Source organism: Olsenella sp. An290 (assembly GCF_002159535.1).
Taxonomy (GTDB): Bacteria; Actinomycetota; Coriobacteriia; order Coriobacteriales; family Atopobiaceae; genus Thermophilibacter.
This window is the reverse complement of record NZ_NFIU01000013.1, coordinates 1-21,407: the sequence shown is the minus strand read 5'-3', so window position 1 is coordinate 21,407 and position 21,407 is coordinate 1. Positions and strand designations below refer to the sequence as shown.

The 21,407-nt window shown below is 66.6% G+C and carries 18 protein-coding genes; 11 read left to right on the top strand and 7 right to left on the bottom strand.

What is annotated here, in order from left to right; genetic code table 11:
- Positions 1–224: 224 nt before the first annotated feature.
- The gene (locus B5F84_RS07525) at positions 225–1,508 is read left to right on the top strand and encodes an O-acetylhomoserine aminocarboxypropyltransferase/cysteine synthase family protein (protein ID WP_087322396.1); all 1,284 of its coding nucleotides are present in this window, start codon (positions 225–227) and stop codon (positions 1,506–1,508) included.
- Between the two features lie 250 nt (positions 1,509–1,758).
- Here B5F84_RS07525 and B5F84_RS07520 read toward each other — a convergent pair whose 3' ends face one another.
- The 3 genes from B5F84_RS07520 to B5F84_RS07510 all read right to left on the bottom strand — a co-directional run bounded on the left by B5F84_RS07520 (position 1,759) and on the right by B5F84_RS07510 (position 3,728).
- Positions 1,759–2,184, bottom strand: coding sequence for a peptidylprolyl isomerase (locus B5F84_RS07520; protein ID WP_087322394.1), 426 nt, complete (start codon positions 2,182–2,184; stop codon positions 1,759–1,761).
- An 84-nt stretch (positions 2,185–2,268) separates the two neighbouring features.
- On the bottom strand, positions 2,269–3,381 hold the full coding sequence (locus tag B5F84_RS07515) for a hypothetical protein (RefSeq protein WP_087322392.1): 1,113 nt from the start codon (positions 3,379–3,381) through the stop codon (positions 2,269–2,271).
- On the bottom strand, positions 3,378–3,728 hold the full coding sequence (locus B5F84_RS07510) for a PadR family transcriptional regulator (protein ID WP_087322391.1): 351 nt from the start codon (positions 3,726–3,728) through the stop codon (positions 3,378–3,380). Before B5F84_RS07510 ends, B5F84_RS07515 begins: the two co-directional genes overlap by 4 nt.
- Before the next feature lie 173 nt (positions 3,729–3,901).
- Between B5F84_RS07510 and murI the strand changes: the two genes are divergently transcribed.
- A complete protein-coding gene (gene murI, locus B5F84_RS07505) occupies positions 3,902–4,681 on the top strand; it encodes a glutamate racemase (RefSeq protein ID WP_087322389.1) in 780 nt (259 codons plus the stop codon).
- Positions 4,682–5,112: 431 nt separating this feature from the next.
- On the opposite strand, the gene B5F84_RS07500 is transcribed toward murI, so the two are convergent.
- Complete coding sequence (locus tag B5F84_RS07500; RefSeq protein ID WP_087322387.1) at positions 5,113–5,997, bottom strand: DegV family protein; 885 nt, start codon at positions 5,995–5,997, stop codon at positions 5,113–5,115.
- A gap of 120 nt (positions 5,998–6,117) precedes the next feature.
- Here B5F84_RS07500 and B5F84_RS07495 point away from each other — a divergent pair, with 120 nt between their 5' ends.
- From B5F84_RS07495 to B5F84_RS07460, 8 genes are all read left to right on the top strand, one after another.
- Positions 6,118–7,833 carry a M3 family oligoendopeptidase gene (locus B5F84_RS07495; RefSeq protein ID WP_087322385.1) on the top strand — a complete coding sequence of 572 codons (1,716 nt, stop codon included), beginning with the start codon at positions 6,118–6,120 and terminating at the stop codon, positions 7,831–7,833.
- 97 nt (positions 7,834–7,930) lie between these two features.
- Positions 7,931–8,449 (top strand): hypothetical protein, encoded by a 519-nt coding sequence (locus B5F84_RS07490; protein ID WP_087322383.1) that lies wholly within the window; start codon positions 7,931–7,933, stop codon positions 8,447–8,449.
- A gap of 320 nt (positions 8,450–8,769) precedes the next feature.
- Positions 8,770–11,025: an ABC transporter substrate-binding protein gene (locus tag B5F84_RS07485; protein ID WP_087322382.1), complete on the top strand. Its 2,256-nt coding sequence runs from the start codon at positions 8,770–8,772 to the stop codon at positions 11,023–11,025.
- A gap of 199 nt (positions 11,026–11,224) precedes the next feature.
- Positions 11,225–12,211 carry an ABC transporter permease gene (locus tag B5F84_RS07480; protein WP_087322379.1) on the top strand — a complete coding sequence of 329 codons (987 nt, stop codon included), beginning with the start codon at positions 11,225–11,227 and terminating at the stop codon, positions 12,209–12,211.
- A 16-nt stretch (positions 12,212–12,227) separates the two neighbouring features.
- The gene (locus tag B5F84_RS07475) at positions 12,228–13,781 is read left to right on the top strand and encodes an ABC transporter permease (protein WP_087322378.1); all 1,554 of its coding nucleotides are present in this window, start codon (positions 12,228–12,230) and stop codon (positions 13,779–13,781) included.
- Positions 13,782–13,800: 19 nt separating this feature from the next.
- Entirely contained in the window at positions 13,801–15,027 is a 1,227-nt protein-coding gene (locus B5F84_RS07470; RefSeq protein WP_087322376.1) for an ABC transporter ATP-binding protein, read from the top strand.
- A 1-nt stretch (position 15,028) separates the two neighbouring features.
- Complete coding sequence (locus B5F84_RS07465) at positions 15,029–16,063, top strand: oligopeptide/dipeptide ABC transporter ATP-binding protein (protein WP_087322374.1); 1,035 nt, start codon at positions 15,029–15,031, stop codon at positions 16,061–16,063.
- Positions 16,064–16,069: 6 nt separating this feature from the next.
- Entirely contained in the window at positions 16,070–16,342 is a 273-nt protein-coding gene (locus B5F84_RS07460) for a hypothetical protein (RefSeq protein ID WP_087322372.1), read from the top strand.
- 429 nt (positions 16,343–16,771) lie between these two features.
- On the opposite strand, the gene B5F84_RS07455 is transcribed toward B5F84_RS07460, so the two are convergent.
- The 3 genes from B5F84_RS07455 to B5F84_RS07445 form a co-directional block, all read right to left on the bottom strand.
- Positions 16,772–17,206 (bottom strand): DUF1893 domain-containing protein, encoded by a 435-nt coding sequence (locus B5F84_RS07455; RefSeq protein WP_087322369.1) that lies wholly within the window; start codon positions 17,204–17,206, stop codon positions 16,772–16,774.
- A gap of 235 nt (positions 17,207–17,441) precedes the next feature.
- Positions 17,442–18,446: a GGGtGRT protein gene (locus tag B5F84_RS07450; RefSeq protein WP_087322367.1), complete on the bottom strand. Its 1,005-nt coding sequence runs from the start codon at positions 18,444–18,446 to the stop codon at positions 17,442–17,444.
- An 18-nt stretch (positions 18,447–18,464) separates the two neighbouring features.
- Positions 18,465–19,199 (bottom strand): hypothetical protein, encoded by a 735-nt coding sequence (locus B5F84_RS07445; protein ID WP_087322365.1) that lies wholly within the window; start codon positions 19,197–19,199, stop codon positions 18,465–18,467.
- Between the two features lie 280 nt (positions 19,200–19,479).
- Between B5F84_RS07445 and B5F84_RS07440 the strand changes: the two genes are divergently transcribed.
- On the top strand, positions 19,480–21,407 hold a 1,928-nt coding region (locus tag B5F84_RS07440; protein ID WP_087322363.1), incomplete at its 3' end, for a DUF2207 domain-containing protein.

Sequence of the window (21,407 nt, the reverse complement as noted above, 5' to 3'; positions counted from 1 at the left end):
ACCGCGCGCCGCGCCCCGGCAGCGCCTCAGGCCGTGGGTCCTTCTCGCCATCCGCGCCCCCGTCTCAAATAACGCGCAAAATCTGTTTTCATTTCATATATACCGAGGTTTGGGTTTGTGAAATGTCAGATTTTGCGCGTTAATCTTGGGCAACGCGACGGCGGGGAAAGAGGCGGCGCCGTGCGGGCACGCTATTATGGTCGCACCCTACAGAAAGGATCCCCATGGCAGACCAGAGCATCGCGACCCGCTGCGTCCAGGCCGGCTACACGCCCGGCGACGGCGAGCCGCGCCAGATTCCCATCGTCCAGTCCACCACCTTCAGGTACGAGACCTCCGAGCACATGGGCCAGCTCTTTGACCTCGAGGCCTCGGGCTACTTCTACACGCGCCTGCAGAACCCCACCAACGACGCGGTGGCGGCCAAGATCTGCGCCCTCGAGGGCGGCGCGGCGGCCATGCTCACGAGCTCCGGCCAGGCGGCCAACTTCTACGCGCTCTTCAACATCTGCGAGGCGGGCAGCCACATCGTGGCGAGCTCGGCCATCTACGGCGGCACCTACAACCTCATCGCGCACACGATGGCCAAGATGGGTGTGGAGTCCACGTTCGTCTCGCCCACGGCGACGGAGGAGGAGCTTGCGGCGGCCTTCCGCCCCAACACGCGCGCCGTCTTTGGCGAGACCATCGCCAACCCCGCGCTCGACGTGCTGGACATCGAGCTCTTTGCCAAGGCCGCGCACGACCACGGCGTGCCGCTCATCGTGGACAACACCTTTGCCACGCCGATCTTCTGCCACCCGATCGAGTGGGGCGCCGACATCGTGACGCACTCCACCACCAAGTACATGGACGGTCACGGTGCGGGCGTGGGCGGCGCCATCGTGGACTCCGGCAACTTTGACTGGATGGCGCACGCGGACAAGTTCCCCGGCCTCACCACCCCGGACGAGTCCTACCACGGCATCGTCTATGCCGAGAAGTTCGGCCAGGCCGGTGCCTTCATCACCAAGGCCACCTCGCAGCTCATGCGCGACCTCGGCTCCATCCAGAGCCCGCAGAACGCGTTCTACCTGAACCTCGGCCTCGAGAGCCTGCACGTGCGCATGCCGCAGCACTTCAGGAACGGCCTTGCCGTGGCGGAGTACCTCTCGGGCTCCGAGCACGTCACGTCGGTGCGCTTCCCGCACCTCCCCGGCGACCCGTACTACGCCCTTACGCAGAAGTACCTGCCCGAGGGCGGCTCCGGTGTGGTCTCCTTTGAACTGGCGGGCGGTCGCGCGGCGGCCGAGAAGTTCATGGGCGCGCTGCGCCTGGCCGCCATCGAGACGCACGTGGCGGACGCCCGCACCTGCTGCCTGCACCCGGCGTCCACGACGCACCGCCAGATGACCGACGACGAGTTGGCCGCCGCGGGCATTTCGCCCGCCATGGTGCGCTTCTCGTGCGGCCTGGAGGACAGCGCGGACCTGATTGCCGACATCGAGCAGGCGCTCGCCGCGATCTAGGGTCGCGCGCTGCGCGTCTGGCGCCGTGACGGCCCGGACGTTGTGACGGCGCGGGTGCCGTAGCGCCGCGGGGGCTGTAGCAAAATCCCGGCGAGTGCGCGTTACCGAGCGCGCACTCGCCGGGATTTGTGTCCGAACGGACGAATTTATTGTCCAGTGCGCGCCGCTGCCCGCAGGCCCGCGCGCATTGGGCGTCATTTTACGCAGGGGCCGCAGGCCCGTCCGAGCGGCAGGCTCCGTGCGGCGCCGCCTACTCCACCTCGAGCAGCTCGATGTTGAAGTTGAGCGCCTTCCCGGCCATCTCGTGGTTCATGTCAAAGGTGATGTTGCCGTCCTCGAGCGCGGCCACCGTGGCGGGGAAGGGCTGGCCGGTAGGGGAGGCAAGCATCACGCGCTCGCCCACCGAGAGGTTCTCGGCTCCGGGCATGGCGGCCACGGGAAGCGTCTGCACGAGGCGCTCGTCGCGCTCGCCGTAGGCCTCGGCAGGCTCCAGGCGCACGTCGACGACCTGGCCCACCTCCATCTCGCGCACGGCGGCGTCAAAGCCGGCGATCATCTGGCCCGCCATGCAGGTGAAGGCCAGCGGCTCGCCGCGGTCGCGCGAGGAGTCGAACTTGGTGCCGTCGTCGAGCGTGCCCACGTAGTGGACCTTGACCTTCTTGCCTTCGTTGCTCATGGGTCTCCCGTCTCTGGGGTCGGTTGTTTCCGACCCCAGATTCTGACAGATGTGTGCCGCACGTACCAGCCCGGCCGCCGGGCCCTAGTCGCGGTCCGCGCGGTCCCAGGCCTCGTCGTAGACGCGCTCGGTCATGAGCTGGGCGCGCAGCTCCTCCCACGGCCCGCTGGAGAGCTTGCTGCCGTCGAGCGTGGTGCCCAGAAGCCCCTCGAGCATGCCGCGCTCAAAGACGTACAGGTCGCGGTCAGTGCCGCCGTCGTCATCGGGCTCGACCTCCTTCACGCTCACGTAGGCGAGGTCGGGCGCGGCGCACATCAGAGCCGCCACGTCGTAGACCAGCGCCGCGTCAACGTGGTCGTCATTGCGGGCGAGAAGGTTGCGGTCCTGCTGGTAGGAGTAGGTGACGGAGAGGCCCTTCGCTCCGGCGTCCGTTGTGACCTCGCTCACGTACGCGCCCAGGGGCAGCCCGCTCACGATCTCCTGCAGGCGAGCCGTGTCGGAGGCATCGGTGTTGGCATAGGCGGCCAGGTCCTCGGAGGAGTGTGCCAGGACCTCGGCCATGAGGCCGGTCGAGCCCTCGGCAGTGGCACCGTGACCGTTGCCCGTGCCGTCCTGCGGCGCGTCGCCGGTGCCGTTCCCGTTGCCGCGGCCGTTGCCGGTCGAGGGCGTCGTCGCGTCATCGGCGTCGTCCTGGTAGGTCGGGGCGTCGTCATCCGCAATCTGCTGGACGGTCGCGTCCGTCGAGCTGTTGTAGGCGTTGCGGGCGTCGTCCGTGCTCAGGAGGTTGAACACCGTCACCACGATCATGCCCACGACCAGTACGGCCGCAACCGCCACAAGCACGATCGCCCAGGTTGGCCAGCGCTTCCCCCGCGGCTCGGCGACGGGCGCCGGCGGGACGTCCTTCTCGGCCTCCGGGGCATCCGCGGGCGCGACCACGGGCGCCACGACCGTGGGGTCAACCGCGGTTGCGGCCGCGTCGTCCTTCTCGCCGTCCAGCACGTCATCGATGCTGGTCACGGCCTCACACGTGCGGCGATACGCCTCCTCGGCGCTCATGCCCTGCGCCACGTAGTCGTCGAAGCGCGCCACGAGGTTGCCGTAGATCTCTTCCTTGAGCTCGATGGTCTCCGCGTCGAGGGTGCGCCCCTCGAAGAGGTGCTCGACGTGCATCCTGATGTCGTCCCTGCCGCTCATCTTGCGCCTCCGTCCTGGTCAAGGAGCCTGTCAATGATGGTTCGCGCCCGGACCCACCGCTCGGTTGCCTCCGCGAGCTCGGTGCGTCCGCTCTGGGTGATGTGGTAGTACTTGCGCCGCGCGCCCTGGGACTCGCTGCCCCAGTATCCCGTGACGAGCCCCTGGCCCTCGAGCCGCTTGAGGCTCGTGTAGAGGGAGGGCTCCTTCATCTCGTAGTCCCCGCGGCTTGCCGCGGCGACCTCCTTGAGGATTTCGTAGCCGTAGGAGTCCCCTGCCGAGAGGACATGCAGCACGATCGCGTCGACGTTGCCGCGGATGAGGTCGCTCTCTGCGTCTCTTGATGCCATGGCCCACCTCCTTTTCCTGTTGGTAGGCTACCCTATTACTATGTCAGTCGATATACCTTTTAAGATAGAAAACCATGAGCGGCAGGGTTTTGGCCGCGAGAGGGGCCGTGTGCGGATGCGCTATTCTTCTGAGGAGGCCAACGGGAGCAACGGGTCAGAGAGGGGGCGGTCCGATGGCAGGAAGCGACGGCTTCGTGGGGGTCTTTGACTCCGGAGTGGGCGGTATCAGCGTCCTGCGCGCGCTCGTGGACGAGCTTCCGCACGAGGACTTCCGCTTCTTTGGCGACTCGGCGAACGCCCCGTATGGCGAGAAGACCGAAGGCCAGGTGCTCGACCTTTCCCGGGAAATCGTCGAGCGCTTTCTCTCAGAGGGCGCCAAGGCCATCGTCATTGCCTGCAACACGGCAACCTCCGCGGCGGCCGCGACCCTGCGCTCCGAGCACCGCGACGTGCCGATCGTGGGGATCGAGCCGGCGCTCAAGCCCGCGGCGCTCGCGCTTCCGCACGGGCGCGTCCTTGTCATGGCCACGGAGGTCACGCTCAGGCTTGACAAGTACCACGAGCTTGCGCGCACGTGGGAGGGGGAGTGCGAGGTCGTTCCCGTGCCCTGCCCCGGGCTTGCCGCGCGCATCGAGCGCGGGGACCTGGACGCGCCGGACCTTGCGTTGATGCTCCAGAAACTGGTGGGGCCGTACGCGGCCGGGGCCGACGCGGTGGTGCTCGGCTGCACCCACTACCCGTTTGTGAGGCGGCAGATCGCGCGCGTGGTGGGGCCGGGCGTGCGCTTCTTTGACGGCGGCGAGGGGACGGCCCGGCAGCTTCGCGCGCGCCTCGCGGACGAGGGGCTGCTCGCGGAGCGCTCGCGGCGCGGAAGCGTGACGTTTGCGTCGAGTCTTGACACGCCGGGCGAGCTGGAGCTGTACCGTCGCTTTTTCGAGTGCGCGGAGGCATGAGCCGGGCGGGCGGCGCGCTGAGGGGCTGGCCCGAAAACGTGAGAAGCGACGAGCTGACGGCGAAGACTCACTGAAGCTCACGCTTTTGGCGTCCGTAGCGTGACTTTGAGCGAGCTTGTGGCGGAGACTCACGCAAAGTCACGTTCTTGTCGCCAAAAGCGTGAGATTCAGTGAGCTGGCGGCGAAAGCTCACACGAAGTCACGTTCTTGTCGTCTGAGCGTGACAATCAGCGAGCCACGCGAGAAAGCTCACACGAAGTCACGCCTTCGCCGCCAAAAGCGTGACAATCAGCGAGCCAGCAAAGAAAACTCGCCCAAAGTCACGCTTCCAGGCGCCATCGTGACTTCGGGCGAGCTAACGGCCAGGGTCTGCCAACGCCACGCTGCCGGCTCCAAGCCGTACCAGCACCCTGCCGCTTTGTCAGCTTCTGCTAGGAGCGGGGGTGGCCCCAGAAGAACGTCGCCACGGTGCCGGGTCCGGTGTGGACGCCGATGGTGGCACCGATGGGGAAGATCTCAACGTGGCCATCCAGCTTGGGGAAGGTCGCCTCAATCTGGCGGGCGACCTCGCGGGCGTCGTCGGCGCACTCGGACTGGGAGATGAAGCACTTCCCGGAGTAGTCCAGCCCGCCCTCGGCAAGCTCGACCATCTTCTCGACCACGCGCTTCTCGGCCTTGGCCTTGGTGCGGATCTTCTCCTTCACCGCAAGCGAGCCGTCGGGCTCCACGTCCATGACCGGGCAGATCTTGAGCATGCCGCCCACGAGGCCGGCCGCCTTGGAGACGCGTCCGCCGCGCACGAAAAACGTCAGGTCGGACGAGAAGAACCAGTGCTGGACCTCGAGCTTGTGCGCCTCGGCCCAGGCGGCGAGCTCGTCCAGGCCCATTCCGGAGTCGCGCAGGTCGGCGAGCCTGTCCATGAGCAGGCCGTAGCCGGCGGAGGCGGCGAGCGAGTCCACCACGACCACGCGGCGGTCCGGGTACTTCTCGGCGAGCTGGTCGCGCGCGACGCAGGCGGAGTTGTAGGTGCTGGAGATGCCCGAGGAGAGGGTCACGTGCAGCACGTCCTGGCCGGCCGCGAGGAACCGCTCGAAGTGCTCGGCGTAGTCACCAACGCTGACCTGAGAGGTCTTGGCGTCGGAGCCGGCGAGCATCTTGGCGTAGAGCTCGGCGGGGGAGTTGGTGACGCCAAAGTCGTCCTTGCAGGGCTCGCCGTCGAGGTAGTAGTTGAAGTAGAGGTACTGGATGTCGCGGCTCTCAAGCCAGTCGCGCGTGAGATCGGCGGTCGAGCAGCAGCTGAGAACGTAGCCGGGCATGAAACCTCCTCCAACGGGGTACAATCCCTTGCATCATAGCTGATGTAACCGTGACGTGCGCCAGAGCCGGGCCCATGGCCGGGCCGGTGCCCTGCGGTTCTCCCATGGAAAGGTGACGTTATGACCGAGCCCGTTACGTTCAAGGACATGCCCTACGCGCGCCCGGACCTCGCCGAGGTCAAGGCCCGCTACGCCGAGCTCGCCTCCCGGCTTGCCGACGCCGAGACCTTCGAGGCCGCCGAGACCGCGTTTCTCGAGAAGGACCAGCTGGACCGCCACACGCAGACGGCCTACGAGCTTGTCTACATCCGTCACACCATCGACACGCGCGACGCGTTCTACGATGCCGAGTCCGCCTTCTGGGACGAGGCGATGCCCGAGCTCGAGCAGGCCGAGGACGCCTTCAAGGCGGCGCTTCTCTCCACGCCCTTCCGCGCGCGCCTTGCCGAGAAGTACGGCGAGCTCCTCTTTGCCCAGGCAGAGCAGCAGCGCCGTACCATCAAGCCGGAGATTGTGGAGGACATGAAGCGCGAGAACGCCCTCGCGCAGGAGTACGTGAAGCTCATCGCCTCCGCACAGATTCCCTTCGAGGGCGGCACCTACACGCTCTCCCAGCTCACGCCCTTCAAGCGCTCCGCCGACGACGCCGAGCGCCTGGCCGCCTGGAAGGCCGAGGGCGCCTGGTACAAGGAGCACCAGGCGGACCTCGACCGCATCTACGACGAGCTCACCCACGTGCGCGACGCCATGGGCAAGAAGCTCGGCTATAAGAACTACCTGCCGCTCGGCTATGACCGCATGGGACGCCTCTCCTACGGCCGTAAGGACGTGGAGCGCTTCCGCGAGGCCGTGCGCACCTACGTGGTGCCGCTGGCCGACAAGATCTACCGCGCGCAGGCCGAGCGCCTGGGCGTGGCCTACCCGCTCTCCTTTGCCGACGAGGCGCTCTCCTTCCGCTCCGGCAACCCCGCGCCGCGCGGGGGCGCCGACGACGTGCTCGAGGCCGGTCGCACCTTCTACCGCGCGCTCAGCCCCGAGACCGGCGCCTTCTTTGACATGATGCTCGACCGCGGCCTCATGGACGTGCTCTCCACCGAGGGCAAGGCCGGCGGCGGCTACATGACGCAGATCCCGGACTACGACGTGCCCTTCATCTTTGCCAACTTCAACGGCACGCAGGGCGACGTCGAGGTGGTCACGCACGAGGCCGGCCACGCGTTCTCCTACTACATGAACACGGACAAGACGCCCATCGGCCTCTCCATGCCCTCGACGGAGGCCTGCGAGGTCCACTCCATGTCCATGGAGTTCATGGCCTGGCCCTGGGTCGAGGAGTTCTTCGGCGACGACGCGCGCAAGTACCGCTACGCGCACCTGGCCGGCGCCATCACCTTCATCCCGTACGGCACGATGGTCGACCACTTCCAGCACGAGGTCTACGAGCACCCCGAGATGACGCCCGCCGAGCGCCACGCCACCTGGAAGCGCCTGCTCGGCGAGTACATGCCCTGGATGTGCCTCGACGGCGAGATTCCCTTCTACGCCGACGGCGAGGGCTGGCAGCGCCAGGCCCACATCTACGAGAACCCGCTCTACTACATCGACTACTGCCTCGCGCAGACGGTCTCGCTCGAGTTCTGGGCCATGTCGCAGGACGACTTCAAGGGCGCCTGGGAGCACTACATGGCCTACACGCGCCAGGGCGGCACGCGCGCCTTCACGGACCTGCTCGCGCACGCCGGCATGACCTCGCCCTTTGACGAGGGGTGCCTCAAGGGCATCTGCGAGCGCGCCACCGCCTGGCTCGAGTCCTACGACCTTACCGGCATCGAGTAGCGCAGCAGGGGCGGCGGGGTAGACCGTCACGTCCTCGGGCCGCGGCGTCAGGGCCGACCCTCCGCCGCGGCCCGGTGCGAGGGGAGGCGAGAAGAACGTGAGGAAGAAGAGGCGCGAGCGGCTCTCCAAGTTCGGGACCGACGAGCGGGGCGAGCTCGCCTATCTCGGCGAGCACGTGCGGCTTGCCGACGGCACCGACCGGCGCGCGGTGCTCGTCGCGCTCTGGGCGCCGCTTGCCGTCGCCGCGGTGGCCACGGTGGTGCCCGCGGCCCTCAACCCGCGCGGCTTTGCCGGCTGCCCGTACGTGCTGCTACCCTATGTGGCGCAGCTCATGCTGCTCGTCTCGGTCGTCTGGGCGCTCGTGCGCCTCACCGCGGCAGGCGAGCGCGTGCGCGCCTACGTGCACGGTGAGACGGCGGGCTCGCTGCCGGGGCGCTGCGTGGCGGGCGCGGTCTGCGCGCTCGTGACCTTTGCGGGGGAGATCGTCCTGCTGGCGCTCGCGTCGGAGGCACCGGGGCCCGTGGAGCTTGCGCTCTTCGTCGGCGAGGCCGCCTGTGCCGTCGCCCTCCTGGCGCTTCGCCGTTCCGTGGCCGGCATTGCCTGGGAGCCCTGCTAAACCGGGCTGGGGCAGGGTCGGTCGGCAAGGGCTTGATGCCCTGGAGTCCTGCGGCACGCCCCGCGCGGGGCCTTGCGGTACGGCCTGCAGGGCCCTGCGCCTGCGCGCCAGGAGGGGACAGCCTCCCTTGGCGCTTTGTAACCAGTGCGTGAATGGGCGCCGCTTGGGCCTCAATTGCGCGTTTCCAAACCGTAACATCAAGAACGTGTGGAATACTAGGTACTTACGCACGCTTTACGTTCGGCTCTTCGCCGAGGCGCCGCTGGGGAGCGGCGCCCGGCGCATATCGTCCCCACTTACGGGAGGAAAGGTAGGGAAAGATGCTCGTTACCAGAAGGAAGATGCTCGGGCTCTCCGCGGCCACCATGGGTGCGCTGGCCCTTGCTGCCTGCGGCAACAACGGTGGCGGCAACAGCAACGGTGGCGGCGAGTCCGGCACCCTCGTCGTGGCCGCCAACGGCCTCGAGGGCAAGTTCTGCCCGCTGTTCACCGCGTCCGCGGCCGACCAGGACGTCGTGAGCTTCAACAACATCGCGCTCCTCATCACCGACCGCATGGCCGAGCCGGTCTACAACGGCATCGAGGGCGAGACCAAGGAGTACAACGGCACCGAGTACACCTACACAGGCCCCGCCGACATCGAGATGGTCCAGAACGACGACGGCACCGTCACCTACAACGTGAAGCTGCGCGACGACCTCAAGTTCCACGACGGCACCCCGATCACCATCGACGACGCCATCTTCACGCTCTACTCCTACTTCGACCCGACCTACGACGGCTCCGCGACCCTCTACTCCAACGACATCCAGGGTCTCGCCGAGTACCGCTCCGGCATGGCCACGCTGGCCTCCCTCATCGGCAACGCCGGCCGTGACAACACCGACTTCACCTACTTCACGCAGGAGCAGCAGGACGCCTTCTGGGCGGCCGTCGACGATGGCGGCACCAAGTTCGCCCAGGAGATCGTCGACTACGTGAAGGACCCCGAGAACGGTGGCTCCGAGGACATGACCGTGGCCGACGCCGCCGCGGCCTGGAACTATCCCGACCTTCCCGCCGACGCCACCGCGACGACCTTCTTCGAGGCCATCGGCGCGGCCTATGACTGGAACTTCTCCGCGTGCGAGGCCGAGACCGCCGGCACCGCCCTCTCCGAGCTCATCCCCGAGGACGTCTACGCCATGGGCACCCAGGGCGTCGAGACCGGCGAGGCTGCCGCCAACGTGACGGGCATCGTCAGGAACGACGACTACTCCATGTCCATCACCACCAACGGCGTGGACGCCACGATGATCTACCAGCTCTCCTTTGCCCCGTGCTCCATGAAGTACTACGGCGACGAGTCGCTCTGGGACTACGAGAACAACTCCTTCGGCTTCAAGAAGGGCGACCTCTCCAAGGCCCGCGGCCTCAACGGCCAGCCCATGGGCTCCGGTGCCTTCAAGTTTGACGACTTCACCTCCGGCACCGTTCACATGAGCGCCAACGAGGACTACTTCAAGGGCGCCCCGAAGGTCGCGCACCTGAACTACGTGGAGTCCCAGGAGGCCGACCTCGTGACCGGCGTCCAGGCCGGCACCCTCGACGTTGCCGCCCCGTCCTACTCCATGGAGGTCGAGGACCAGATTTCCGAGATCAACGGCAACGGTGAGGTCAACGGCGACGTCATCACCACCTTCCTGCACGACTACCGCGGCTACGGCTACATGGCCATCTCCGCCGACAAGGTCAACGTGGGCGGCGAGCCGGGCTCCGACGCCTCCAAGGCGCTCCGCAAGGCCATCGACACCCTTGTTGCCGCCTACCGTGACTCGGGCGTGAAGTCCTACTACGGCGACACCGCCTCGGTCCTCAACTACCCGATCTCCACGTCCTCCTGGGCCTCGCCCAACGAGACCGACCCGGGCTACGCGGTGTGCTACTCCACCGACGCCTCCGGCAACCCGCTCTACACCGAGGGCATGAGCGAGGACGACCGCCTCGCCGCCGCCAAGGCCGGCGCCCTCACCTGGTTCGAGGCCGCGGGCTACACCGTCGAGGGCGGCGTGCTGACCGCCGCTCCCGCGGGCGCCAAGCTCGAGTACCAGTGCAACATCGGTGGCGGTGGCAAGGGCGACCACCCCACCTTCATGATCCTGCAGGAGGCCAAGAACGCCTTCGCCGAGATCGGCATGAACTTCATCGTGAACGACATCGCCAACTCCGCCGACCTCTTCGCCTCCTACCAGTCCGGTGAGGCCGAGATGTGGTGCGCCGCCTGGCAGTCCACGGCCGATCCCGACATGTACCAGCTCTATCACAGCCAGGGCTCCACGAACTACTACAAGATCAACGACCCCAGCCTCGACGAGCTCATCGTCGCCGGTCGTCAGACGCTCGACACCGAGAGCCGCAAGACGATCTACAAGGAGGCCATGGACATCATCCTCGACTGGGGCGTCGAGCTTCCCGTCTACCAGCGCTCCGAGTGCACGCTCTTCGGCACCGCGCGCGTGAACATCGACTCCGTCGTCAAGGACCAGACCCCGTACTGGGGCTGGAAGGACGAGATCGAGAAGCTCGAGCTCAAGTAGGCTTTTTCGTCCCAGAGAACCGTTCCGGGCGCGGCAGCTCTCGCTGCCGCGCCCTACGGCGCGTTATGGGGCGACGCTGATTCTGTAGGAAACGAGAGACCTCCTTCCCGCGGCGGGAGCACGACTCGCCGCTCCCGGCGCAGAAAAGGGGTCTCTGCCCTGCCCGCAAGCGGGCACAAGTGAGAGGAGCGTTTGCGACGTGAGAACCTACATCGCCAAGCGCATCGGAATCTCGGTCATCATCTTGCTCTGTGTGACCTTCATCATCTACTGCCTGATGCGCTCCCTGCCGTCCTCCTACGTCGAGACCATGGCCATGCAGCTCTCCCAGGCGCCCGGCGCCAAGCCCTACGAGGAGTGGCTCGCGCAGCTCAACGCCACCTACGGCCTCGACAAGGACATCTTCACGGGCTTTGTCACCTGGCTCGGCGACTTCCTGACCGGCAACTTCGGTGACTCCTGGAAGTTCAACGTGCCCGTCATCACCGAGTTCCAGAACACCATCGGCATCTCGTTTGCCATGGGCGGCCTCGCCTTCGTGTTCTCCACGGTGATCGCCGTGCCGCTCGGCATCCTCGCCGCGACCAAGCAGTACTCCAAGGCCGACTACATCATCTCGGCCTGCGCGCTGGCGGGAATCTCGCTGCCCACGTTCTTCTTCGCCACGCTCCTCAAGCTGATCTTCTCGGTCAACCTGGGCTGGTTCGACCTCTACGGCCTCATGGGGCGCGACTTTGCCCAGCTTGACGCCGTGGGTCAGGCAATCGACATGGTCAAGCACATGGTCATGCCCGTCGTCACCCTGACGGTGATCCAGATCGGCTCGCTCATGCGCTACACCCGCACCAACATGCTCGAGGTCCTGAACGCCGACTACATCCGCACGGCGCGCACCAAGGGCCTCCCCGAGCACAAGGTCATCTACAAGCACGCCTTCCGCAACACGCTCATCCCGCTCGTGACCATCATCGGCGGCTCTCTGCCGGGCCTGTTCTCGGGCGCCCTCATCACCGAGACGCTCTTCATGATCCCGGGCACCGGCTACACGTCCTACCAGGCCATGACGATGGGCGACATCCCCTACACGATGTTCTTCCTCACCTTCATCGCCGTCATCACCCTCCTCTCCAACCTCCTGACCGACATCCTCTACGCGGTGGTCGACCCCCGCGTCCGTATCTCCTAGAAAGGCGGGTGCATACATGAGCGACGTCAAGAACAGCGCGCCCGTCGAGAAGAACGACGAGCAGGAGTACTCCCTGAACGACGACCGTCGAGTCAAGGTCCTCTCGCCCGGCGCCCTTATCGCCAAGCGATTCTTCCGCAACCGTCTGGCCGTGGTGGGCCTTGTCATTCTCATCGTCATGTTCGCGTTCTCCTTCATCGGCGGCCTCGTGAGCCCGTATGGGCAGGACGAGTCCTTCTACACCGACACCCAGCTCGACACCAAGTACGCCGGCATCACCGAGACCACGTCGCTGCGTTACGCCGCGGCCCCCGGCGCCTCCTTCGGCGCGCTCGTGCAGTCGAGCGCCAACAGCGCCATCGCCTCCGGCGCGACCTCCTTCGAGCGCGACGGCGTGAGCTATGAGGTCGAGCAGGTCGGCGAGAACGCCTATCTCTTCCGCCAGGGCGGGGAGGTCGTGGCCTACGCCTCCACCAACGTGGTGAGCGCGGTCAGCGGCGCGGCGCAGCCCTCCTTTGAGATGCAGGTTGCCGCCATCACCGCGGCCGCGACCGGGTCCGCGAGCTTCGAGGCCGAGGGCTCCTCCTTCACCATCGACGAGGTTGGCGACATCATCGACGCCTCCGGCGAGACCGTTGCCCTCGTGAGCCCCTTCGTGCTGTCGGCCTCCGACGGCAACACCGTCATTCCCGACGACCTGAGGACCGACCTGCTCGAGGCCGTCGAGGAGGACAAGGACAAGGTCACCTACACCGACGCCGAGGGGACCGAGCGCACCTACTCGATCTCCTACGACGCCTACAGCCGCGTCTACAACGTGACCGAGACCACCCTGAACCGCGTCTATGACCGCTACGCGAGCCCGTCGGCCGAGCACTGGCTGGGCACGGACGGCAACGGCATGGACATGCTCACGCGCCTCATGTACGGCGGCCGCGTGTCGCTCATCATTGGCTTCATCGTCGTGTTTATCGCCGCGGGACTGGGCGTCATCATGGGCGGCATCTCCGGCTACTTTGGCGGCTGGGTCGACAACCTCATCATGCGCATCGTCGACGTCTTCTACTGCCTGCCCTCGATGCCGATCATCATCATCCTGGGCTCCGCGATGGACGCCATGCGCCTCGACCCCTGGATCCGCATGATCTACCTCATGCTCATCCTTGGCTTCCTCTCGTGGCCCTCGATCGCCCGTCTCGTCCGTGGCCAGATCCTCTCCCTGCGCGAGCAGGAGTTCATGCTGGCCACCGAGGCCTCGGGCATCTCCATCCCGCACCGCATCATCCGCCACCTCATCCCCAACGTCATGCCGCAGCTGATCGTGTCCTCCACCATGAGCCTCGGCTCCACGATCATCACCGAGGCCACGCTCTCCTTCCTCGGTCTGGGCGTCAAGTTCCCGTTTGCCTCCTGGGGCAACATCATCTCCGACGTCAACAACGCCTACGTCATGACCAACTACTGGTTCATCTGGATTCCCGCCGGCATCTGCCTGCTGCTTGCGGTCCTTGGCTTCAACTTCGTGGGTGACGGCCTGCGCGACGCCTTCGACCCGAAGATGAACCGCTAAGGCAGAGAGGAACAGCCACATGTTCGGAAACAGCAAGAAGGACGAGGCGGGCTACCTTTCCGCCAAGGAGTCCCGCAGGATCTCCAAGGAGAACCGCAAGATCACGCAGGACTACGAGAAGAAGCGCAAGCGCAAGAACGTGGACCCGTCCGAGTACGCCTGCGAGATGCGCGACCCCAACAACGCGGTCGAGTTTGACGACGTGCACACCTACTTCTTCACGGACACGGGCGTCGTCAAGTCCGTGGACGGCGTGACCTACGACGTTCCCGTGGGCAAGACCGTGGGCGTGGTGGGCGAGTCCGGCTGCGGCAAGTCGGTCACCTGCCTCTCGCTCATCCAGCTTCTTCAGCGCCCGCAGGGCCAGGTCACGGGTGGCGCGATTCGCCTCAACCTCGGCGACCACGCCATCGACGTGACCAAGGCCCCCGAGGAGGCCATGCAGAAGATTCGTGGCTCTGAGGTCTCCATGATCTACCAGGAGCCCATGACGTCGCTCAACCCCGTCTTCAAGATCGGCGAGCAGATCGAGGAGGTCATCGCCCTCCACGACGGCAAGGACTGGGACGCCGAGCGCATCAAGGCCCGTGCGATCGAGATGATCGAGACCGTGGGCATCGCCAACTCCGAGGGCATCTACGGGATGTACCCGCACGAGCTCTCCGGCGGCATGCGCCAGCGCATCATGATCGCCATCGCCCTGGCGTGCAACCCGCGCATCATCATTGCCGACGAGCCCACCACGGCGCTCGACGTGACGATCCAGGCCCAGATCCTCGACCTGCTCCGCACGCTGAAGGACAAGATCAACTCCTCGATCATCCTCGTCACCCACGACCTCGGCGTCGTGGCCGAGATGGCCGACTACGTCGTGGTCATGTACGCGGGCCGAATCGTCGAGCGCGGCACGGCCGAGGAGATCTTCGACCACCCGGCCCACCCCTACACCATTGGCCTCATGGCCTCCAAGCCCGTCGTGGGCAAGAAGGTCAAGCGCCTCTACTCCATCCCGGGCAAGGTTCCCAACCCGGTGGACATGCCTAACTACTGCTACTTCAAGGATCGCTGCGAGCTCTGCGTCAAGGCCTGCGACGGCGAGTACCCGCACATGGTGCGGCTCTCTCCCACGCACGAGGTGAGCTGCTACCGCTACTACGACGACGCGTCCGCGTCCGCGGCCACCGAGACCGCCGCGGTTCTCGACGAGCTCATCGCCGGCACTGACAACGAGGGGGAGGACAAGTAGCATGGCTTCCACGAACACGGCCGTGGACGTCACGTCCACGAAGGCCCCCGCGGCCCCTGGCACCGAGGACATCATCCTCGAGGTCAACGATCTCAAGAAGTACTTTCCCATCAAGGGCGGCATGTTCAACCGCACGCAGGGCTTCGTGAAGGCCGTCGACGGGGTCTCCTTCAAGCTCCGTCGTGGTCACACGATGGGCCTCGTCGGCGAGTCCGGCTGCGGCAAGTCCACCACGGGTCGCACCATCCTGCGCCTTGCCGGCGAGAAGACCGGCGGCCAGGTGCTCTTCAACGGCCAGGAGGTCTACGACCTCGACCACAAGCAGCTTCGTGCGCTGCGCACCAAGATGCAGATCATCTTCCAGGACCCGTACTCGAGCCTCTCGCCGCGCCTGCCTATCGGCGAGATCATCGGCGAGGCCGTCCGCGAGCACGGACTGGTGCCCAAGGACCAGTTCGACGACTACATCGACAAGGTCATGGAGGACTGCGGCCTGCAGCCCTACCACAAGATGCGCTACCCCCACGAGTTCTCCGGCGGCCAGCGCCAGCGCATCTGCATCGCCCGCGCGCTCGCGCTGAACCCCGAGTTCATCGTCTGTGACGAGCCGGTCTCCGCCCTTGACGTGTCCGTCCAGGCGCAGATCATCAACCTCCTGCACGACCTCCAGGAGGCCCGCGGGCTCACGTACCTCTTCATCAGCCACGACCTCTCCGTCGTCGAGCACATCTCCGACGCGGTGGGCGTCATGTACCTTGGCGGCATGGTCGAGTATGGCTTCACCGAGGACATCTTCAAGAACCCGCTGCACCCCTACACCAAGGCGCTCTTCTCGGCCATTCCCATCCCGGATCCCAAGGCCAAGCAGAACCGCATCGTGCTCGAGGGCTCGATCCCGTCCCCGGCGAACCCGCCCAAGGGCTGCAAGTTCCACACGCGCTGCCCGTTTGCCAAGGACTGCTGCCGCGAGGTGGCCCCCACGCAGCGCGAGCTGGAGCCGGGCCACTTCGTGTCCTGCCACCTCTACGACGAGTAGGGTCGCATGACGTCGAAGCGCCGTACAGACGACTTCGAGGACGACGGCCGCGTCATCGCCGACATGTCGGCGGTGGAGCGGCCGTCGCTCGTCGGGCATCTGCCCGAGCGCCGCCCCAAGGAGCGTCGCCGGCCCAAGGTCGAGCTCACCACGAAGGAGCGCGTCTGGGCCGCCCTTGGCGCCCTCAAGGCCGGCCTCGCGATCGGCTGCATATACGTGGTGGTGCTCGGCCTCGCGATCGCGGTTCTTCTCGGTATCTGGACGTTCTTGCAGGGCTGACGGGAGCGACGGCGCGCGAGGCGCTTTCCGCGCGCGGAGGCGTGACTTTCGACGAGTTTGCCGGCAAAGCTCACTGCATGTCACGCTTCAAGCGCCCAAAGCATGACTTTGAATGAGCTGCCGAGAAGAACTCACTGCAAGTCACGCTTTCAGACCCGAAAGCGTGACTTTGCGTGAGTCGGCTGGCAAAACTCACCGCAAGTCACGTTCCAAGCACTAGAACCGTGACTTTGAGCGAGCCAGTGAGCGCAACTCGCTTAATGTCACACTTCTGCCCTCGAAAGCGTGACTTTGAGCGAGCCGGCCAGCAAAACTCACCGCAAGTCACGCGCGCTGTGCGCGACGCAGGCAGCAACTACGTCATCGAGCCAGAAAAACGCGGCCGAGAAGACAGTTCTTCTCGGCCGCGTGCTGTACGTAGGGGGAGTGCTAGAGGCCCAGCGCCATCTGGCGGGCACGCTCGGTGAGGACGTCGGCGGCCTCGTAGGGCTCCCAGACGTTCGAGACCGAGGCATCCATGGGGCACTGGTCGCTCTTGGCGCGGTTCTGGATGCGGGGCACGAGCGCGTCATGGCTCACCGCAATGCCGGAGGCAACGAGGACGGCGCGGCCGGTCCAGGACATGACGGGGGAGAACACCGCGTCGGGGCCGAGGATGGCGTAGAGCAGCGCGGGCGCCTTGCCCACGACCTTGTCGGCCACGGAGAAGCCGCTGAGGCTGCGGCCCTCGCGGACCCAGCGGAGGAGGGGCTTTACGCCGCGCTCGGTGCAGGTGATGACCTCGTCGCCACGGACGGCGACGAGCGTCGCCTCCTTGTTGGCGATGAGCAGGGCACGTGCAAGGTCAAGATCGGTGGCATCCATGCGTATCCTCCTGCGCACGAGACAATCATGGCCAGAGGGCACTTTAGCACAACGCGCCCTGAGAACGTTCCCTCACGTGAAATCACGACAAAGGTGGCGGGGTGGTGCCGCGATTCTTCCCGAGCGCGTACGGGATGCTTGCGCGAGGCACGCCCCAGCGCGCTCAAGGACCCCTGACAGCAAAAAGGCCGCCACCCGGAGGTGGCGGCCCAAGGCGTCGCGATGCCGAGAAGAACTACTCGTTGAGCGCGGCGTTGACGGCGACGGCGCAGGCGACGGTCGCACCGACCATGGGGTTGTTGCCCATGCCGATGAGGCCCATCATGTCGACGTGCGCGGGCACCGAGGAGGAGCCGGCGAACTGGGCGCTGGAGTGCATGCGGCCCATGGTGTCCGTCATGCCGTAGGAGGCGGGGCCGGCGGCCATGTTGTCCGGATGCAGGGTGCGGCCGGTGCCGCCGCCGGAGGCGACGGAGAAGTACTTCTTGCCGGCGAGCACGCGCTCCTTGAAGTAGGTGCCAGCGACGGGGTGCTGGAAGCGCGTCGGGTTGGTGGAGTTGCCGGTGATGGAGATGTCGACGTTCTCGTGCCACATGATGGCCACGCCCTCGCGGACGTCGTCGGCGCCGTAGCAGTTGACCTCGGCGCGCGGGCCGTCGGAGTAGGCGATCTTCTCGACGATGTTGAGCTCGCCGGTGAAGTAGTCGAACTGGGTCTTCACGTAGGTGAAGCCGTTGATGCGGGCGATGATCTGGGCGGCGTCCTTGCCGAGGCCGTTCAGGATGACGCGCAGCGGCTTCTTGCGGGCCTTGTTGGCGTTGAGCGCGATGCCGATGGCGCCCTCGGCGGCCGCGAAGGACTCGTGGCCGGCCAGGAACGCAAAGCACTCGGTGTCGTCACCGAGGAGCATGGCGCCGAGGTCGCCGTGGCCCTTGCCGACCTTGCGGTCCTCGGCGACGGAGCCGGGGACGCAGAAGGCCTGAAGGCCCTCGCCGATCATGGAGGCGGCCTCAGAGGCGCTCTTGGCGCCCTTCTTGATGGCGATGGCGCAGCCGCAGACGTAGGCCCACTTGGCGTTCTCGAACGCGATGGACTGGACGCCCTCGACGATCTCGCGCGGGTTCACGCCCTTGTCGAGGCAGATCTGCTCGGCTTCCTCGAGGGAGGAGATGCCGTTCTCAGCGAGCACCTTGTTGATCTTGTCGATGCGGCGCTCATAGCCCTCAAACGAAACTGCCATTTGGTTTTCCCTCCCTTTCTACTCGTGAACGGGGAAGACGTTGGCGACCGTGTGGGTCTCCTCGTCCGTCCTGGGGTCGATGTACTTGGCGGCGTTCTCCCACTGGCCGTAGTGGCCCATGGCGCCGGCGATGGCGTCCTCGGGGGTCTTGCCGGCCTTGAGGGCCTCGGTGAACTTGCCGAGGTTCAGGAACTCGAAGGCGATGATCTCGTTCTTGTCGTTGAGCGCCATGCGGGTGACGTAGCCCTGGGCGAGCTCGAGGTAGCGGGCGCCCTTGGCCTTGGTGCCGAACATGGTGCCGACCTGCGTGCGCAGGCCCTTGCCGAGGTCGTCGAGGGAGGCGCCCACGGGCAGGCCATCCTCGGAGAAGGCGGTCTGGGAGCGGCCGTAGACGATCTGGAGGAAGAGCTCGCGCATGGCCACGTTGATGGCGTCGCAGACGAGGTCGGTGTTCAGGGCCTCGAGGATGGTCTTGCCCGGGAGGATCTCGGAGGCCATGGCGGCAGAGTGGGTCATGCCGGAGCAGCCGAGGGTCTCGACGAGGCACTCCTCGATGACGCCCTCCTTGACGTTAAGGGTGAGCTTGCAGGCACCCTGCTGGGGCGCGCACCAGCCCACACCGTGCGTGAGGCCGGAGATGTCCTTGATCTCCTTGGCCTGGACCCACTTGCCCTCCTCGGGGATGGGCGCGGGGCCGTGATATGCGCCCTTGGCAACGGGGCACATATTCTCGACTTCTGCGGAATACTGCATGTAGTGCTCCTCTCCTAACTCCTTGCCGGCGCACCCTGCACCGACGCGACCGTTGCCGGCCCCCTCAGGCCGGTCAGAGCCAGGGCGCCCAAAGAGGCAGCCCTTCTCACAGTTTACGGCACCCGGGGCCTTCTCGGGACGAGAAACCCCCAAACTCGCGCCCTTGCGTCGCGCGAGGTGTGCAAAGGTGCCTGTCCCCTTTGCACGCAAAAAGGGGCTGCCTCCCATTTCGCGCATGGTACGCTGGGGAGACGAACCAACCCGAGGCACGGAGGTCGCCATGCTTACCCGTTCGACGCGCGGTCGCGCCCCGCTCGCCGCGCTGCTCGCCCCGCTTGTCATGCTCGTGGTCCTTCTTGCCCTGCCGGCGCCCGCGCTCGCGCGCGACTATGAGATCTCGCGCGTCGACATGGACGTGACGCTCTCTCCGGACGGGGTGCTGCACGTGGTGGAGACCCGCACCTTCGACTTTGACGGGAGCTTCAACGGCGTGTACTGGGAGATCCCCACGGGCAAAAACGCCTCGAACGGCGCGGACGTGTCGGTTGACGTCCGCTACGCGGGCCAGGGCGCGGGGGAGTCCCTCGCGCGCTTCGAGGAGTCCGACGCCGGGCTTGACGGTACCTACGAGCTTCAGCCCCAGGGAGACGTGCTCAGGGTCAAGCTCTACTCCGCGCACGAGGACGAGTCGGCCTCCTTCACCATTGCCTATGACGCGACGGGCATCGCGACCCGCTGGCAGGACACCGGCGAGCTCTACTGGAAGTTCGTCTCGGACGGCTGGGACGTGGAGTCCCGGAACGTCACCTGCAGGCTGCACCTGCCCGTGCCGGCAGGGGAGTCCGTCAGGGCGGGCGAGACCGTCCGCGCCTGGGGCCACGGGCCGCTCGACGCCGCGGTGCGCTTTGACGGCAACGACGTCGTCTACGAGGTGCCCGGCGTGGGGACCGAGGAGTTCGCCGAGATGCGCGTGACCTTCCCGGCCGCCTGGCTCCAGGGCCTGCCGGAGACCGCGGGCGAGGCGCTGCCCCAGATCCTCTCAGAGGAGGCGGCCTGGGCAGACGACGCCAACGCTCGGCGCGCCGCGGCGCGCGCGGTGTACTTTGGGTCCGTTGTCGCGGGCGTCGCGCTCGCCGTGGCCACCGTGGCGACAGCGATTGCCTGCCGGCGCCGCTACCGCCGCGACTTCGCCCCGCAGTTCCAGGACACATACTTTCGGGACGTCCCCTCGGCCGACCACCCCGCCGTGCTCGGGGCGCTCTATAACGGCGGCTCCGTCGAGAGCAAGGAGCTCACGGCGACCCTCATGCGCCTCACGGAGGAGGGCCACGTGCGGCTTGACCGGGTGACGACCACGCACAAGCGCCTTCTGGGCGAGAAGGACGAGGAGGACTATCGCCTCACCCTGCTCTCCGAGGCTCCCCCCTCGACCGAGGCTCGGGACCGGGTGGAGAAGGCCGCCCGCAGGGTCGACGAGAAGGCGCTCTCGTTCCTCTTCAAGAAAGTGGCGGGCAAGGGCGGTCGCGAGATGGCCTCCGAGCTGCTCTTCTCGCAGATCGAGGAGTGTGCCAAGGAGCACCCCAAGCGCTACTCCGAAGCGCTCGACTCCTGGAAGGGCCTCGTCGAGGGGGCCTACCTCACGCGCTTCTCGGGCAAGGGCGAGCGCGTGCGCGGGAGGGGGCTTCTCGCGGGCCTTGCGTTCGCGTGCGTTGCGGCGGCCTTCGTCGCGCTGTTCGCGCTCTTCTCGTTTGGCGCGCCGTTCTGGCTGCCCATCGCGCTCTTCCTGGCGCTTCTTGGCGCCGCGGCGGTGGCGGGCGTGGTCCGGGGCTCGCTCAAGGACCTCAACCGGGACGCCGTCGAGATCCGTGCCCGGCTCGAGGCGCTCGAGCGCTGGCTGCGCGAGTTCACGCGCCTTGAGGAGGCGGTCCCGGGCGACGTGGTGCTCTGGAGGCGCCTCCTTGTCATGTCCGTGGTGCTCGGCGTGTCCGACAAGGTCGTCGAGCAGCTGCGCTTGGCCCTGCCGGAGGTGCTCGAGGACCCCTACGTGATGCCGACCTACGCCTGGCTCTACTGGGGCGGTCACGGGATGCGCGCGCCGGTCGCGGCGCTCTCCGGCCACCTTGACACCGCGCACAGCGTCTCGGTCGCCGAGGCGGCGGGCTCCGAGTTCAGCTCCGGAGGCGGCGGGGGCGGCGGCTTCTCCGGCGG

Excerpts from the sequence above, each read along its gene's own strand:
- B5F84_RS07525 (WP_087322396.1), top strand. The coding sequence starts at position 225 with ATGGCAGACCAGAGCATCGCGACCCGCTGCGTCCAGGCCGGCTACACG.
- B5F84_RS07520 (WP_087322394.1), bottom strand. The coding sequence starts at position 2,184 with ATGAGCAACGAAGGCAAGAAGGTCAAGGTCCACTACGTGGGCACGCTC.
- B5F84_RS07515 (WP_087322392.1), bottom strand. The coding sequence starts at position 3,381 with ATGAGCGGCAGGGACGACATCAGGATGCACGTCGAGCACCTCTTCGAG.
- B5F84_RS07510 (WP_087322391.1), bottom strand. The coding sequence starts at position 3,728 with ATGGCATCAAGAGACGCAGAGAGCGACCTCATCCGCGGCAACGTCGAC.
- murI (WP_087322389.1), top strand. The coding sequence starts at position 3,902 with ATGGCAGGAAGCGACGGCTTCGTGGGGGTCTTTGACTCCGGAGTGGGC.
- B5F84_RS07500 (WP_087322387.1), bottom strand. The coding sequence starts at position 5,997 with ATGCCCGGCTACGTTCTCAGCTGCTGCTCGACCGCCGATCTCACGCGC.
- B5F84_RS07495 (WP_087322385.1), top strand. The coding sequence starts at position 6,118 with ATGACCGAGCCCGTTACGTTCAAGGACATGCCCTACGCGCGCCCGGAC.
- B5F84_RS07485 (WP_087322382.1), top strand. The coding sequence starts at position 8,770 with ATGCTCGTTACCAGAAGGAAGATGCTCGGGCTCTCCGCGGCCACCATG.
- B5F84_RS07475 (WP_087322378.1), top strand. The coding sequence starts at position 12,228 with ATGAGCGACGTCAAGAACAGCGCGCCCGTCGAGAAGAACGACGAGCAG.
- B5F84_RS07470 (WP_087322376.1), top strand. The coding sequence starts at position 13,801 with ATGTTCGGAAACAGCAAGAAGGACGAGGCGGGCTACCTTTCCGCCAAG.
- B5F84_RS07465 (WP_087322374.1), top strand. The coding sequence starts at position 15,029 with ATGGCTTCCACGAACACGGCCGTGGACGTCACGTCCACGAAGGCCCCC.
- B5F84_RS07460 (WP_087322372.1), top strand. The coding sequence starts at position 16,070 with ATGACGTCGAAGCGCCGTACAGACGACTTCGAGGACGACGGCCGCGTC.
- B5F84_RS07455 (WP_087322369.1), bottom strand. The coding sequence starts at position 17,206 with ATGGATGCCACCGATCTTGACCTTGCACGTGCCCTGCTCATCGCCAAC.
- B5F84_RS07450 (WP_087322367.1), bottom strand. The coding sequence starts at position 18,446 with ATGGCAGTTTCGTTTGAGGGCTATGAGCGCCGCATCGACAAGATCAAC.
- B5F84_RS07445 (WP_087322365.1), bottom strand. The coding sequence starts at position 19,199 with ATGCAGTATTCCGCAGAAGTCGAGAATATGTGCCCCGTTGCCAAGGGC.